The organism is Erwinia magellanica (assembly GCF_039023495.1).
Lineage (GTDB): Bacteria > Pseudomonadota > Gammaproteobacteria > Enterobacterales > Enterobacteriaceae > Erwinia.
In genome coordinates this window covers 31,754-45,735 of the sequence record NZ_JBCHVC010000007.1, presented here as the reverse complement: position 1 = coordinate 45,735, position 13,982 = coordinate 31,754, and the positions used below count along the sequence as shown (strand labels likewise).

The following is a 13,982-nucleotide window of genomic DNA, read 5'->3' as shown; positions in this document are numbered from 1 at the left end:
TGCCCTGGTAATGGGTACAGTTTAATGAAAACAGCCTTTGTACTCATCACAATAGTGTATTTCTGAATCTGTTACCATCGGCGTGATCTCCTTAACATGGTGTTCTCAACCGCACCCAGGAGACAGACCATGCTCGATCCTTCCTTTATCAGTTACGTTACCGTGATGTCCATTACGCCAGGGCCGAACAACCTGATGCTGGCCACTTCTGGCGTCAATTTCGGCATGCGCCGAACGCTGCCTATGCTGCTGGGGATCATGGTTGGATGCGGCATTCAGACGGCGATAGCGGGATTGCTGCTTGAGGTATTGCTGCAATGGATGAGCGCGGTTCTTCTGCCGCTGACGCTGATGGGGGGCGCATACCTGCTGTGGCTTTCCTGGAAAATTTTCCGCTCGGGCGCGCCAAAGCTGCGTGAAAAAGCACAGCCAATGACGCTGATCGGCGGTGCGATGTTTCAGGCCATCAATCCGAAAGCCTGGCTGATGGCGACGAACGTGGCGCTGATGTATACCGCCAGCAGCGGTATTGTCACGGTCATGTTTGGCTTTATGGCGCTGAATCTGCCATGCATTTTGATCTGGGCGGCGATGGGCGATCGGCTGGGTAAGCACTTACAGGTGCCCTGGAAGCTGCGCGTGTTTAATGGGGTAATGGCGCTCTCGCTGGTTATCACCACGCTCTGGATGCTGGTGGAAGCAGTGCAACTCTGAAAGCTGTGGGCGACCCGCTGGTCGCCCACAGGATAATGGTTAACGCGCGCTGGAGGGCCATACCCAGTTCAGCACTTCCGGCAAGTCTTCTCCCTGTTCACGAACCCAGCGGTGATGCTCAGCCAGTTTGTCCTGAATTTTATCCAGCACGTCTGAGGCCTTCTCTGCCAGCCCCGGTACGCGCATAATCGCTTCCTGCGCCAGATGATAACGGTCCAGCTCGTTAAGCACCGTCATATCAAAGGGTGTGGTGGTGGTGCCTTCCTCATTGAAACCTTTCACATGGAAATTACGGTGATTGTTTCGCTGGTAAGTCAGCCGGTGGATCAGGGCTGGATAGCCGTGGAAAGCGAAGACCACCGGTTTATCGGCGGTAAATATCTCATCAAACGCCCCATCTTCCAGGCCATGGGGATGCTGCTCTCTGGTTTGCAGCGCCAGCAAATCGACCACATTCACAACCCGAACTTTCAGTTCCGGCAGCCACTGACGAAGCAGATCAACCGCGGCCATGGTTTCCAGCGTTGGCACATCCCCCGCACAGGCCATGACCACATCCGGCTCACTGCCCGGTTGCTCATTCCCGGCCCAGGACCAGATGCCCATGCCCTTTTCGCAATGCGTGACAGCCTGCTCCATAGTCAGCCACTGCGGCTCGGGCTGCTTGCCTGCGATGATCACATTGATACGATCCCAGGTTCGCAGGCAGTGGTCGCCTACCCACAGTAGGGTATTGGCGTCTGGCGGCAGGTAAATACGGACAATATCCGCTTTTTTGTTGGCAACGTGATCGATAAAACCGGGATCCTGATGGCTGTAACCGTTGTGATCCTGACGCCAGACGTGAGAAGAAAGCAGATAGTTCAGTGAAGAGATGGGCTTGCGCCACGGCAGCTTACGCGACACCTTCAGCCATTTGGCGTGCTGGTTGAACATTGAATCCACAATGTGGATAAAGGCTTCGTAACAGGTAAACAGACCATGCCTGCCGGTCAGCAGATAGCCCTCCAGCCAGCCCTGACACTGATGCTCGCTGAGGATCTCCATAACGCGGCCATCTGGCGAGAGCTGCTCATCATAGGTTTCAATCCTTTCCATCCAGGTTCGGCTGGTCACATCAAAGACCCGTCCCAGACGGTTTGATGCGGTTTCGTCTGGCCCGAACAGGCGGAAGTTGTCGGGATTACTGCGGAATATCTCGCTGAGATAGCTGGCGAGCACTGCCGTGGACTGATCCTGGCTGCCGCCGGGGCTGGCAACCTCAACGGCAAACTGGCGGATATCGGGCACGTTAAGTTCCTGCCGCAGCCGCCCGCCGTTAGCGTAGGGCGTGGCTCCCATCCTTTTATCCCCTTCGGGCGCCAGCGCCTGGAGTTCAGGTTTCAGCCTGCCTTCCGCATCAAACAGGTCATCGGGGCGATAGCTTCTCAGCCAGGATTCCAGAATCTGACGATGGTTTTCATCCTCACGGCACGATGAAACCGGCACCTGGTGAGCGCGCCAGAACCCTTCAACTTTTTTACCATCTACCGATTTCGGTCCCGTCCAGCCTTTGGGGCTGCGCAGAATAATCATTGGCCAGCGCGGAATGCGTGTCGCTGCCACACCGCTTCGTGCTTCCTGCTGTAACTGATGGATACGGTCGAACGCTTTATCAAAGGCGGCGGCCATATCGCTATGCATCTGGTGCGGATCATCTCCCACCACAAACAGCGGATCGTAACCGTAGCCGGTAAACAGCTGTTGCAGATCCTCATCACTGGAACGACCCAGCAGAGTGGGATTGGCAATTTTATAGCCATTGAGATGCAGAATGGGCAGGACCGCACCATCACGGGCGGCATTCAGGAATTTGGTACCGTGCCAGCTTGAGGCCAGCGGCCCGGTTTCCGCTTCGCCATCACCAATAATGCAGGGCGCAATCAGTCCTGGATTATCAAAAACGGCCCCAAATGCATGTACCAGCGAGTACCCCAGTTCACCGCCTTCATTGATGGAGCCTGGCGTCTCGGGCGCCGCATGGCTTGGGATCCCGCCGGGGAAAGAGAACTGCCTGAAGAGTTTACGCATGCCCTGGGCATCCGCACTGATATCGGGATAGATTTCGCTGTAGGTGCCTTCAAGCCAGGTATTGGCAACCATGCCTGGCCCCCCGTGTCCCGGACCGCAGATATAGAGCAGATTGAGGTCACGCTGACGGATAATGCGGTTGAGGTGCGCATAGATAAAATTCAGTCCGGGTGTGGTTCCCCAGTGGCCCAACAGGCGGGGTTTGATGTGCTGTGGCAGCAGAGGCTCTCTGAGAAGCGGGTTATCCATCAGATAGATCTGCCCCACCGACAGGTAATTTGCGGCTCGCCAGTAGCGGTCCAGCAGAGAGAGTTCGTTATCAGTGATCGGCTGAGGTAAAGATGTGTCCATCCTGCTTCTCCTTTAATACGGGTCAGCTAAAAGCATAGACGCTTGTGTCGATCGGGCAGAGGAAAGTGGGAGGTAAAAAAGGGCGGAATCTATCCGCCCCGGGATCGGAAGGCGAGGTTACTTGCCGACCACCGCGGCCTCAGCTTCTGCGGCTTCGTCATTGGCAGCAGATGCAGGCGTGTACTCCAGTTGCAGGATACGGCAGGTTTCCGCCATCTCTTTTTCCGTCGCCGCCACGTTGCCATTCAGCTTCTGACCATAAGAAGGGATCATCGCTTTCAGCTTTGTCTGCCATTCGAATGAGGAAAAGCGTTCATGGAAAACTTTGCTCATCAGCTCGATCATGATGGGGGCGGCGGTTGAAGCACCCGGCGAGGCGCCAAGCAGAGCAGAGAGCGTGCCATCCTGCGAGGTGACGACTTCGGTGCCCAGCTTCAGCACACCGCCTTTACCCGCTTCTTTCTTGATGATCTGCACACGCTGGCCCGCCTTCACGCGGCGCCAGTCTTCCTTTCTGGCTTCCGGGAAATAGTCCTGCAACGCTTTCAGGCGATCTTCATCGGTCAGCATGACCTGACCCATCAGATATTTCACCAGACTGAAATTATTCAGGCCAACCTGCATCATCGGCAGCAGGTTGGAGGAAGTCAGCGAAGCAAACATATCCCACAGTGAACCCTGCTTAAGAAATTTGGTAGAGAAGGTGGCAAACGGGCCAAACAGCAGGGTCTGCCTGCCGTCCAGCATACGGGTATCCAGGTGCGGCACGGACATCGGCGGGGCGCCCACGGAGGCTTTACCATACACTTTCGCCAGATGACGTTTCACCACTTCGGGATTGTCAGAGACCAGGAACTCGCCCCCTACCGGGAAACCAGCATAATCTTTGACTTCAGGAATGCCGGATTTTTGCAGCAGCGTCAGGCCCGCACCGCCTGCGCCAATAAAGACGTAGCGCGCACGCACGGTTTTTTGCTGACCTTTGGTATTCAGGTCGGCGATCGTCACGCTCCAGCTCTCATCATCATTGCGCCTGATGTCGCGAACCTCATGACGGGTTTGGAGCCTGAAGTTCCTGCTTTTCTGCAACGATGCCACCAGCTGGCAGGTGATTTCGCCGAAATTCACGTCAGTTCCGCTTGAGATGCGCGTGGCGGCGACCGGGTCGGTTTGCTCGCGGCCTTCCATCATCAGCGGCACCCATTGCCTGATCAGCTCCGGGTCTTCTGAATATTCCATACCGCGGAACAGACTGCTTTTTTGCAGCGCCTGGTAACGTCTTTTCAGGAAGGTGACATTTTCTTCGCCCCAGACAAAGCTCATATGCGGAACGCTGTTGATAAAGCTGCGCGGGTTAGTCAGGGTCCCTTTGCGAACCTGATGTGCCCAAAACTGGCGGGAGATCTGGAAGGCCTCATTAATCTCCACGGCCTTTTTGATCTCAACCGAACCGTCTTCTTTCTCTGGGGTATAGTTCATTTCGGCCAGCGCGGAGTGACCCGTGCCCGCATTGTTCCAGCCGTTAGAGCTTTCTTCAGCAGGGTTTTCCAGGCGCTCCACCATGCTAATACGCCATTCCGGCTCCAGCTCCTGTAAATAGGTGCCGAGCGTGGCGCTCATAATGCCGCCGCCGATCAGTAACAGATCGACGTCGTTGTATTCTCCGGCCTTGGCCGATTCAGCAAAACCCATCTTTTCAGTGCAGACAGACTGGAGTGCAGCAGTTTTTCGCATGAGGCGACATCTCCGGGCGTTGATTTTTTCAACAAGTTAAGCAGGGAAACAGACACGGCTTCTGAGGAGCGCGTTCCGCTGTCTCATTATTCCAGGGGCAGTTTTCGTTAACCCACCATAAAACGAACATACTGAAATCTTATGGCTCGACAGAAATATACCATTGTTACGAGTCATTTAAAAAATTGTTTAAAGATTAAAAATGAGAATGAAAAATCAAACGAAATTAGTAACATTGATACCGGCTGTGACATGGAGCCGTTAACAAATGCGGATTTCGGAAAGGTTAATTTATAATCAAAGACTTAGCATAAGTAAGCAGGGTGGAAGACTTCGCAGGCCCGAAACAGGGCTGCCGGTCTGAAGAGGGGGAATAAGAGTGGAAAAGGAAAACTCCTGCGCTGTGGCCAGCGCAGGAGGCAGATCGTCAGGCTTGTTTTGCTGCTGCTGCGGCTTTAACAATCACGGCGAAAGCATCAGCTTTCAGTGACGCGCCGCCAACCAGGGCACCATCGATGTCTGGCTGAGCAAACAGTTCTGCTGCGTTCTTGTCGTTAACAGAACCGCCGTACTGAATGATAACCTGCGCAGCCACGGTCGCATCTTTCTTAGCGATGTGGTCACGGATAAATTTGTGTACTGCCTGAGCCTGCGCAGGGGTAGCGGATTTACCGGTACCGATAGCCCAGACTGGCTCATAAGCCACAACCACGCCGTTGAAAGCCTCGGCGCCCTGGGTATTCAGCACGGCATCGATCTGACGTGCGCACACTTCTTCCGTTTTGCCCGCTTCGTTTTCTGCTTCGGTTTCACCGATGCAGAGCACAGGGATCAGGCCTGCGGCCTTCAGCACGGCAAATTTTTTGGCAATCAGCTCGTCACTCTCTTTATGATAAGTGCGACGTTCAGAGTGGCCGATGATGATGTACTGTGCGCCGATATCTTTCAGCATGTCGGCAGAGAGTTCGCCGGTGAATGCGCCAGACAGATTCACATCAACGTTCTGTGCGCCAAGCGCAATGTGGCTACCGGAAGCGGCATGTTTTGCCAGATCCAGATAGACCGCCGGAGGGGCAATGGCTACGCCGCAGCCGTCAACGCTGCTCAGCTCGTTACGCAAGCCGGCAATCAGTTCGTTGACCATCTTTTTGCTGCCGTTCAGTTTCCAGTTACCCATGACTAACGGATGTCGCATTATATCCTCCACGCTTAGCGCGATGCTGTTAAATTACCCTGCCAGAGCAGAGTTGTCTGCCAGACAGTATAGAGATCAAAACCCCTAAAGGCTTTGCTTTTCGTCATCTTTGCTGGGGGTCAGTTGGCCGCCAGCGCTAATTTAATCGGCTCTATGGCAAAGGTCAGTCCCTTGTCGCCATTGTCCGCCACGATGTAGCGCACAGCGCCTTCATCCTGGGTGAAGTAACGCGATCCTTTGCCCTTGTTCAGCACGTCGTTAAGCCGCTTCAGGCTCTGTTCTACATTGAGCGTAGGCTCAAAAAAGCGCGTCATGGCGGCCATGTAAGCCAGCGCTTTATCCCGTGCCGCTTTCTCATCGGGGCCAGGCACCGGCAACCAGGTTATCTGTAAGGTTTTGATCTTTCCGGTTCCCTGCTCCAGTGCGGTGGAAGCGTAGAGATTTTCATTGATCTTGCTGGCGGCGCGGGTCAAATTACTTTTATCCCCACGGTTATCGATTGCGCGATATTCAGCAATCTGTAACGTGGGGTTGATAGCATTATACTTTTCGCGGAACTGGCCGATAGTCATATCAAAGGTAGGCGATCCAGCCTGAAGATAGGGCGCGGCAGGCAGGTGTTCAGTGCGATCCTGCGCAGCGGGGGCATCCTCCGCCTGGGCTGTTGTCAGCATTAACAGTGCCGTAATGCCCAGAAAAATCACTTTATTCATTCCGTCTGCCCTAACCTTAAAATTCAACTCAAGATTAGAACGGACAATGACCGGCAAAGTCAAAGCCTGACGCTGTTCTGAGGGATAAAAAATGACCTTACAAGCGTGGTGTTTTTCCTGGCGAGGCCGCCTGAGACGGCGCGATTTCTGGGTCTGGCTGACAGTATGGCTGGCTCTGATGGTCGTGCTCTACACCCTGGCCGATCGCGGCTGGATAAGTCGCCAGACGGCGGCATTCCTTGTGGTTTTCCTGCTCCTGCCCACCAGCGCAGTGGTGGTCAAGCGCCTGCACGATCGTAATAAAAGCGCCTGGTGGGCGCTGCTGCTGCTGGTCGCCTGGATGATGCTGGCAAGGGATTGGGAGATGCTGCCGCAGCACTGGCAGTGGGCGCTTGATCGCTTTGTCCCCACGCTGATTCTGGTCACAATGACGCTTGAGCTGGGCACCTTCAGCGGTACCCAGGGCATGAACCGCTTTGGCAGAGCGGCCAGCCCGGTCAACTATTTTGGACGCAAGCTGCCAGATTACCAGTAACCTCTGTGGTCAGAGTTAAACTGCCGGATAATCAGCAATACCCGGCTCTGTAGGCCGGATTGCCAGTCATGCTCAGCCGCCAATTACCAGTAATGCTCGGCGGTCATATGGCCTGGCTTGCGCTTGAGGTGCTTACGCATATCGCGGGTCTCTTTCAGCAGCTGCTGCGTATCCCTGACCATCTGCGGGTTTCCACACAGCATGATATGGCTGCTTTCCGCCTGCATTGGCAACCCTACGGCTGCTTCCAGCTCACCATTGGCAATCAGAGCCGGCACGCGGCCGGTCAGTGAACCGACGCTCTCTTCCCGGCTGACAACGGTCTGAATACGCAACTGGCCGTTGTAGCGCTGCTGAAGCTGCTGCATCAGCGGCAGATAGCTCAGATCCTGTGCGTAACGCGCGGCATGTACCAGCACGATATTTTCAAAACGCTCCAGCCCTTTTCCTTCCTGCAAAATCGAAAGATAAGGCCCAATGGCCGTGCCGGTAGCCAGCATCCATAACGTTTTGCATTCAGGAATTTCATCCAGCACAAAGAACCCGGAGGCCTCTTTGGTGATCATTACCTCTTCACCGGGTTTCAGCGCATGCAGGCGCGGGCTGAGCTTGCCCTCCGGCACGGTAACCAGATAGAACTCCAGATTAGTGTCGCTGGGCGCATTCACGTAAGAATAGGCGCGCTGCACGCGTTCGCCGTCAATCTCCAGCGCCAGTTTGGCAAACTGACCAGCGGTAAACGGGTCGATAGGGGCGGTGACGACGAGACTGAACAAGCTCTCTGTCCAGTCATTCACCTCTTTGATCCTGGCGTTAACCCATTCGGCCATAAACTTCTCCTTTATCGGGGTGGGGGCCTGACGCTATCTTCGCCACTCGGCGCCAGCTTTTCCAGTCTCTCTGCGGCACAAAGCTCGTATCGACAAACTGACCCTTGTCACTATAACGTACAGATTGATTTACGGTGTGCCCGCTTTCACTGACACTACGCGGCCAGTGATTTTTCGGCTCCCCACTCCCTTTGTCATCAAATCCTGATATTTTCCACGCCATAAGATCCTCTCCACGTGCGTTATCCCTGAATTTTGCAGATAGCGCCGGTAATTGTGCTGAATAAAAAATGAAAAAATTAGAAAACGGGCATCTGTTAGTGATGCTGATTGCGCTGGTGGCTGTGGGACAGATGGCGCAAACCATCTATGTGCCTGCAATGACTGCCATTGCTGAGGTATTTAACGTCCGCGAGGGGGCCGTCCAGCGGGTGATGGCAGCCTATCTGATGACCTATGGCGGATCGCAGCTGTTGTATGGCCCGCTCTCCGATAACATTGGCCGCCGTCCGGTGATTCTGGCGGGGCTTAGTATCTTCTGTCTGGGCACGGTGACTGCGCTGTTGGCACCTACCTTTGACCAGCTGGTGCTGGGAAGCGCAATTCAGGGCCTGGGTACCGGTGTGGCTGGCGTGATGGCACGAACGATGCCGCGCGACCTGTATGCCGGCGGCGCATTGCGGCTGGCGAACAGCCTGCTGAATATGGGCATTCTGGTCAGCCCGCTGGTGGCCCCGGTGGTTGGCGCGTTGCTGACGCATCTGTTCGGCTGGCAGGCCTGCTTTGCTTTCCTGCTGCTGCTCTGTGGCTGCGTGGGCGTCGCTATGCTGCGCTGGCTGCCAGAAACGCGGCCTGCGCCTTCTGAAAAGCGCGCCCTGTTTTCCCGCTATCGCCCGCTGCTGGCCGACAGCACCTTTATCCGCTATCTGATTATGCTGATGGGTGCGCTGGGCGGCATTGCCGTGTTTGAGGCGAGCTGTGGGGTGTTGATGGGTGGCGTACTGGGGCTGAACAGCCTTACCGTCAGCCTGCTGTTTATTTTGCCCATTCCCGCCGCTTTTTTTGGCGCCTGGTTTGCCGGACGGGAAAACCGGCCTTTCCAGCAGCTGATGTGGTGGTCGGTTAACAGTTGCCTGTTAGCGGGCGCGCTGATGTGGATCCCCGCCTGGTTTGGCGTAATGACTATCTGGACGCTGGTGGTGCCAGCGGCGCTGTTCTTCTTTGGCGCGGGGATGCTGTTCCCACTGGCGACTACCGGTGCGATGGAACCCTGGCCCTATATGGCCGGCACGGCGGGCGCTTTGCTGGGTGGGTTGCAGAACCTGGGGTCAGGCTTAGCCGCATGGCTTTCAGCGCTGCTGCCGCAAACGGGTCAGTTCAGCCTGGGCATGCTGATGTTTGCGATGGCGCTGCTGATCCTGCTCTGCTGGCTGCCGCTTTCGCGCCGTCCTGAGCCACATGCTGTCTGAAATTCAACAGGCCTGGGGCACTTTCGCGGAATCGGCGTGACTCAGACAGATGTTTAGCATAAGTCAGGGCCGAAACGCATCGGCCCTGATAAGTTGGCTGGCTACAAGCAGAGCCTGAACGCCTCAGGCTCGCTTAACCGGTGGAATGCAGAGATCACAGAATAAACGGATGCAGGTTTTTATCTTTTCTGTCGAGATAGTGAATCGACTGAATGCGGCGGATAGTGCGTGATTTACCGCGTACCAGCAGCGTTTCCGTGGTAGCGATATTGCCTTTACGCGTGATGCCTTTCAGCAAATCACCGCTGGTGATGCCGGTGGCTGCGAAGATCACATTATCGTTCCGCGCCATGTCGCCGAGCTGTAAAATTTTACCGGCTTCAATCCCCATCTCCTGACAGCGCTTCAGCTCCTGCTCGCCCAGTAAGCGATTCTCTGGCGTATCCCCTTTGACTTCATAGCGTGCCAGCAGACGACCCTGCATATCGCCATCCATTGCGCGGATCACCGCTGCCGAGATCACTCCTTCCGGCGCGCCGCCAATGCCATAGAGCACGTCAACTTCGCTGTCCGGCATGCAGGTAAGGATGGAGGCGGCCACATCGCCATCGGGAAAAGCAAATATCCGTACGCCAAGCTGCTGTAACTCAGCGATGACTGCGTCATGGCGCGGTTTTGCCAACAGGGAAACGGTCAGCTCTGAAAGGGGCTTTTGCAGCGCCTGCGCCACGCGTTTCAGGTTCTCTTCCAGAGGTAACGCCAGATCGATAGCGCCTTTAGCCTCCGGCCCGACGATCAGTTTCTCCATATACATATCGGGCGCGTTCAGGAACGAGCCTTTATCGCCTACGGCCAGCACAGCCAGGGCGTTCGCCTGGCCCATGGCGGTCATCCGCGTGCCTTCAATCGGATCGACGGCGATATCCACGGCATCGCCTCTGCCGCTGCCAACCTTTTCGCCGATATATAACATCGGGGCTTCATCAATCTCGCCCTCGCCAATGACGATCTCTCCGTCAATATCCACGTTATTCAACATAATGCGCATAGCATGGACGGCGGCACCGTCCGCAGCATTTTTGTCGCCGCGTCCCAGCCATTTGTAGCCTGCCAGAGCAGCGGCTTCCGTTACGCGTGAAAATTCAATGGCAAGTTCTCGTTTCATGATTGGCCCCGGAGAAGAAGTGAGGCGGAAAGTTTATCACAGCGGAGAGAAGGGAGAGGGGGAAAAGCCCGCAGTCAGGTGACCGCGGGCGCATTGACAGACTTACGAATCGTCCTGATCTTCCCATGCTTTGGCACGAGAGACCGCTTTCTTCCAGCCTGCGTAGCGATAATTACGCTCGGTGGTTTCGATGCTTGGGCGGAATTCACGCTCAATAACGGCTTTAGCACGAACTTCGTCCAGATCGTTCCAGAAGCCGACCGCAAGGCCAGCCAGATAAGCGGAACCCAGCGCGGTCACTTCCAGGACTTCCGGACGCTCAACGCGCGCGCCCAGGATATCGGACTGGAACTGCATCAGGAAGTTGTTGGCTACCGCACCACCATCCACGCGCAGGGATTGCAGACGAGTGTTGGCATCAATCTGCATCGCTTCCAGCACGTCACGCGTCTGGAAAGCAATCGACTCCAGCGTTGCGCGAATGATGTGGTTAGCATTTGCGCCACGCGTCAGGCCGAAGATGGCGCCACGGGCATAGGGGTCCCAGTAGGGCGCGCCCAGACCGGTGAAAGCAGGAACCATGTAAACGCCGTTGCTGTCTTTCACTTTGCTGGCGAAATACTCGGAGTCGGTAGCATCACCGATCAGCTTCATCTCATCACGCAGCCACTGAATAGAGGCACCACCGATGAACACAGCGCCTTCAAGCGCATAATTCACTTCACCGCGTGGACCACAGGCGATGGTGGTCAGCAGGCCGTTGGTGGAGGTAACCGCTTCAGTACCGGTGTTCATCAACATAAAGCAACCGGTGCCGTAAGTGTTCTTCGCCATGCCAGGCTCAACGCACAGCTGGCCATAGAGGGCGGCCTGCTGGTCACCGGCAATACCGGCGATAGGAATACGCGTACCGCCTTTACCACCGATGTTAGTCTGGCCGTACACTTCTGAAGAGGATTTCACTTCTGGCAGCATTTCGCGTGGGATATCAAGAATATCCAGCATGCGCTGATCCCATTCCAGCTTGTGAATATTGAACATCATGGTACGCGAGGCGTTGGTGTAATCGGTGATATGAACCCGTCCCTGCGTCATTTTCCATACCAGCCAGGAGTCGACCGTACCGAACAGCAGTTCACCGCGTTTCGCGCGCTCGCGGGAGCCTTCAACATGATCCAGGATCCACTTAACCTTGGTGCCGGAGAAGTAGGGGTTGATGACCAGGCCGGTGGTGTGCTGGATATACTCTTCCAGGCCCTCTCTTTTCAGCTTCGCACAGTAGTCAGCGGTGCGCGGATCCTGCCAGACGATAGCGTTATAAATCGGTTTGCCGGTCTCTTTGTCCCAGACAATGGCCGTTTCACGCTGATTGGTGATGCCGATAGCGGCAATCTCATCAGAGCGAATATCGGCATGTGCCAGCACTTCTACCAGCGTGGAGCTTTGCGAGGCCCAGATATCCATCGGGTCATGCTCAACCCAGCCAGCCTTAGGATAGATTTGCTGAAATTCGCGCTGGGAGACCGCCACAATATTGGAGTCATGATCCAGGATTACCGCACGAGAGCTGGTTGTGCCCTGGTCGAGCGCGACAATGTATTTTTTTTCTGTGTTCATAATTCATTCCTGATGGTGAAAAGGGTTAACACTTACGCTTTGCGCTGCTCAGTACGCGCTATCGTCTTCTCATCTTTCTTTACGGCGGTGGCACCAGGCAGATTACGGGCTATCAAAATGCGGTAACCAAATGCACCCAGGCTGGCACCAACAATCGGGCCAAAGATCGGCACGAGGAAATAAGGGATATCACGACCACCGGTAAAGGCGACGTTACCCCAGCCTGCCAGCCAGGCAAAGAGCTTTGGTCCGAAATCACGAGCCGGGTTAAGAGCAAAGCCGGTCAGCGGGCCCATAGCACCGCCGATAACCGCAATCAGCAGGCCAATCAGCAGAGGCGCCATCGGGCCGCGAGGCAGACCGTTACCGTCATCGGTCAGTGCCATAATCAGGCCCATCATCACGGCGGTGATCACTGCTTCAACGATGAAAGCCTGGCCCACGCCGATATGTGGATTAGGATAGGTCGAGAAAATTCCCGCCAGATCGAGGCTCTCAACCGTGCCACGGATCATCTGATGAGACTGTTCATAATCCAGGAACAAATTGTAGTAGAGGCCGTAAACTAACGCGGCAGAACAGAATGCCCCGGCTATTTGCGCAAGGATATAGGGGACAACCTTACGTCCATCGAAGTTAGCAAACAGGCAGAGTGCGAGGGTTACGGCTGGGTTTAGATGCGCACCAGAGATGGCGGCGCTGAGATAAATTGCCATTGCAACGGCAATCCCCCAGATAATACTGATTTCCCACTGGCCAAAACTTGCGCCAGCCAGTTTCATGGCGGCGACACAGCCGGCACCAAAGAAGATAATGGTGGCGACACCAAGGAATTCGGCGATGCACTGCCCTTTAAGCGTGCTTGTTGCAGTCTGACTCATGATGACATTTCCTGAAGGCGAGGTTAAATGTTGTACTGCGCTTTTTTTCTCATTCCGTGAGCCGCCCAAATCTAATGTAGGGCTGATGTAAATTTATCGTTAACGAGCATAAACGAGAAATAGCGAAATCAAAAGTTGTGTGCTGTGTCATAAAAATGAGCGTTTTCGCGTCTTTTGGCTTTCCTAAAACACCATTTCATTTTCGTTTAAAGGGTCTTTTGTCGAAAATTATTAACTATAGCCTTACTTTTTAAACGGCTAATGTTGCGGATACCAGGTCTATGCTGAAAATTGTTACAGACTGCACCCTGGGTGGGTTCGCCGCTGGACTTGGCGGGCTGCTCTATTTACAATCGGATTATCGTTGTTATCCGTGGAATGCCGGTTTACCCCTTCATGATCTGCGGCTGGCAATATCAACGGGTTGCGATTAGAAGAGGTTATTTATAATGTCATTTGAAGTGTTTGAGAAACTTGAAGCGAAAGTACAGCAGGCTATTGATACCATCACGCTGTTGCAGATGGAAATTGAAGAGCTGAAAGAGCAGAACAACAATCTGAATCAGCAGGTTCAACAGGCTGCGGGAAACAGTGATTCTCTGGTGCGTGAAAATCAGCACCTGAAAGAAGAGCAGCTTGTCTGGCAGGAGCGTCTGCGTGCGCTGCTGGGAAAAATGGAAGAAGTTTAACTTTCAGATAAGAAACGGG

At 54.7% G+C, this 13,982-nt stretch carries 12 protein-coding genes; 4 read left to right on the top strand and 8 right to left on the bottom strand.

Annotated features, from left to right (window positions below):
• The first annotated feature begins 129 nt into the window (after positions 1–129).
• Positions 130–714, top strand: coding sequence for a LysE family translocator (locus tag AAH450_RS19580; protein ID WP_318791864.1), 585 nt, complete (start codon positions 130–132; stop codon positions 712–714).
• Positions 715–753: 39 nt separating this feature from the next.
• Here AAH450_RS19580 and AAH450_RS19575 read toward each other — a convergent pair whose 3' ends face one another.
• From AAH450_RS19575 to AAH450_RS19560, 4 genes are all read right to left on the bottom strand, one after another.
• Positions 754–3,135, bottom strand: a complete 2,382-nt coding sequence (locus AAH450_RS19575) for a phosphoketolase family protein (protein WP_342911701.1) — start codon at positions 3,133–3,135, stop codon at positions 754–756.
• Positions 3,136–3,252: 117 nt separating this feature from the next.
• Positions 3,253–4,869, bottom strand: a complete 1,617-nt coding sequence (mqo, locus tag AAH450_RS19570) for a malate dehydrogenase (quinone) (protein ID WP_463322748.1) — start codon at positions 4,867–4,869, stop codon at positions 3,253–3,255.
• A 427-nt stretch (positions 4,870–5,296) separates the two neighbouring features.
• Positions 5,297–6,064 carry a triose-phosphate isomerase gene (gene tpiA, locus AAH450_RS19565; RefSeq protein WP_342911700.1) on the bottom strand — a complete coding sequence of 256 codons (768 nt, stop codon included), beginning with the start codon at positions 6,062–6,064 and terminating at the stop codon, positions 5,297–5,299.
• Positions 6,065–6,183: 119 nt separating this feature from the next.
• Positions 6,184–6,777, bottom strand: a complete 594-nt coding sequence (locus tag AAH450_RS19560; RefSeq protein ID WP_342911699.1) for a DUF1454 family protein — start codon at positions 6,775–6,777, stop codon at positions 6,184–6,186.
• A 91-nt stretch (positions 6,778–6,868) separates the two neighbouring features.
• On the opposite strand from AAH450_RS19560, the gene AAH450_RS19555 reads away from it, so the two are divergent.
• Complete coding sequence (locus tag AAH450_RS19555) at positions 6,869–7,312, top strand: DUF805 domain-containing protein (protein ID WP_318791869.1); 444 nt, start codon at positions 6,869–6,871, stop codon at positions 7,310–7,312.
• Between the two features lie 83 nt (positions 7,313–7,395).
• Here AAH450_RS19555 and fpr read toward each other — a convergent pair whose 3' ends face one another.
• Complete coding sequence (gene fpr / locus AAH450_RS19550) at positions 7,396–8,142, bottom strand: ferredoxin--NADP(+) reductase (RefSeq protein ID WP_318791870.1); 747 nt, start codon at positions 8,140–8,142, stop codon at positions 7,396–7,398.
• A 290-nt stretch (positions 8,143–8,432) separates the two neighbouring features.
• On the opposite strand from fpr, the gene emrD reads away from it, so the two are divergent.
• Complete coding sequence (gene emrD, locus AAH450_RS19545) at positions 8,433–9,611, top strand: multidrug efflux MFS transporter EmrD (RefSeq protein WP_342911698.1); 1,179 nt, start codon at positions 8,433–8,435, stop codon at positions 9,609–9,611.
• A 154-nt stretch (positions 9,612–9,765) separates the two neighbouring features.
• Here emrD and glpX read toward each other — a convergent pair whose 3' ends face one another.
• The 3 genes from glpX to AAH450_RS19530 form a co-directional block, all read right to left on the bottom strand.
• Positions 9,766–10,776: a class II fructose-bisphosphatase gene (gene glpX, locus AAH450_RS19540; protein ID WP_342911697.1), complete on the bottom strand. Its 1,011-nt coding sequence runs from the start codon at positions 10,774–10,776 to the stop codon at positions 9,766–9,768.
• Positions 10,777–10,878: 102 nt separating this feature from the next.
• Complete coding sequence (glpK, locus tag AAH450_RS19535; RefSeq protein ID WP_342911696.1) at positions 10,879–12,393, bottom strand: glycerol kinase GlpK; 1,515 nt, start codon at positions 12,391–12,393, stop codon at positions 10,879–10,881.
• A 32-nt stretch (positions 12,394–12,425) separates the two neighbouring features.
• Positions 12,426–13,274, bottom strand: coding sequence for an MIP/aquaporin family protein (locus AAH450_RS19530; RefSeq protein WP_342911695.1), 849 nt, complete (start codon positions 13,272–13,274; stop codon positions 12,426–12,428).
• A 449-nt stretch (positions 13,275–13,723) separates the two neighbouring features.
• Between AAH450_RS19530 and zapB the strand changes: the two genes are divergently transcribed.
• Positions 13,724–13,963, top strand: coding sequence for a cell division protein ZapB (gene zapB / locus AAH450_RS19525; protein WP_318791874.1), 240 nt, complete (start codon positions 13,724–13,726; stop codon positions 13,961–13,963).
• Positions 13,964–13,982: the final 19 nt, after the last annotated feature.

Bases quoted from the DNA above. Each gene is read 5' to 3' on its own strand.
- AAH450_RS19580 (WP_318791864.1), top strand. From the start codon at position 130: ATGCTCGATCCTTCCTTTATCAGTTACGTTACCGTGATGTCCATTACG.
- mqo (WP_463322748.1), bottom strand. From the start codon at position 4,869: ATGCGAAAAACTGCTGCACTCCAGTCTGTCTGCACTGAAAAGATGGGT.
- emrD (WP_342911698.1), top strand. From the start codon at position 8,433: ATGAAAAAATTAGAAAACGGGCATCTGTTAGTGATGCTGATTGCGCTG.
- AAH450_RS19560 (WP_342911699.1), bottom strand. From the start codon at position 6,777: ATGAATAAAGTGATTTTTCTGGGCATTACGGCACTGTTAATGCTGACA.
- tpiA (WP_342911700.1), bottom strand. From the start codon at position 6,064: ATGCGACATCCGTTAGTCATGGGTAACTGGAAACTGAACGGCAGCAAA.
- glpX (WP_342911697.1), bottom strand. From the start codon at position 10,776: ATGAAACGAGAACTTGCCATTGAATTTTCACGCGTAACGGAAGCCGCT.
- AAH450_RS19575 (WP_342911701.1), bottom strand. From the start codon at position 3,135: ATGGACACATCTTTACCTCAGCCGATCACTGATAACGAACTCTCTCTG.
- AAH450_RS19555 (WP_318791869.1), top strand. From the start codon at position 6,869: ATGACCTTACAAGCGTGGTGTTTTTCCTGGCGAGGCCGCCTGAGACGG.
- zapB (WP_318791874.1), top strand. From the start codon at position 13,724: ATGTCATTTGAAGTGTTTGAGAAACTTGAAGCGAAAGTACAGCAGGCT.
- AAH450_RS19530 (WP_342911695.1), bottom strand. From the start codon at position 13,274: ATGAGTCAGACTGCAACAAGCACGCTTAAAGGGCAGTGCATCGCCGAA.
- glpK (WP_342911696.1), bottom strand. From the start codon at position 12,393: ATGAACACAGAAAAAAAATACATTGTCGCGCTCGACCAGGGCACAACC.
- fpr (WP_318791870.1), bottom strand. From the start codon at position 8,142: ATGGCCGAATGGGTTAACGCCAGGATCAAAGAGGTGAATGACTGGACA.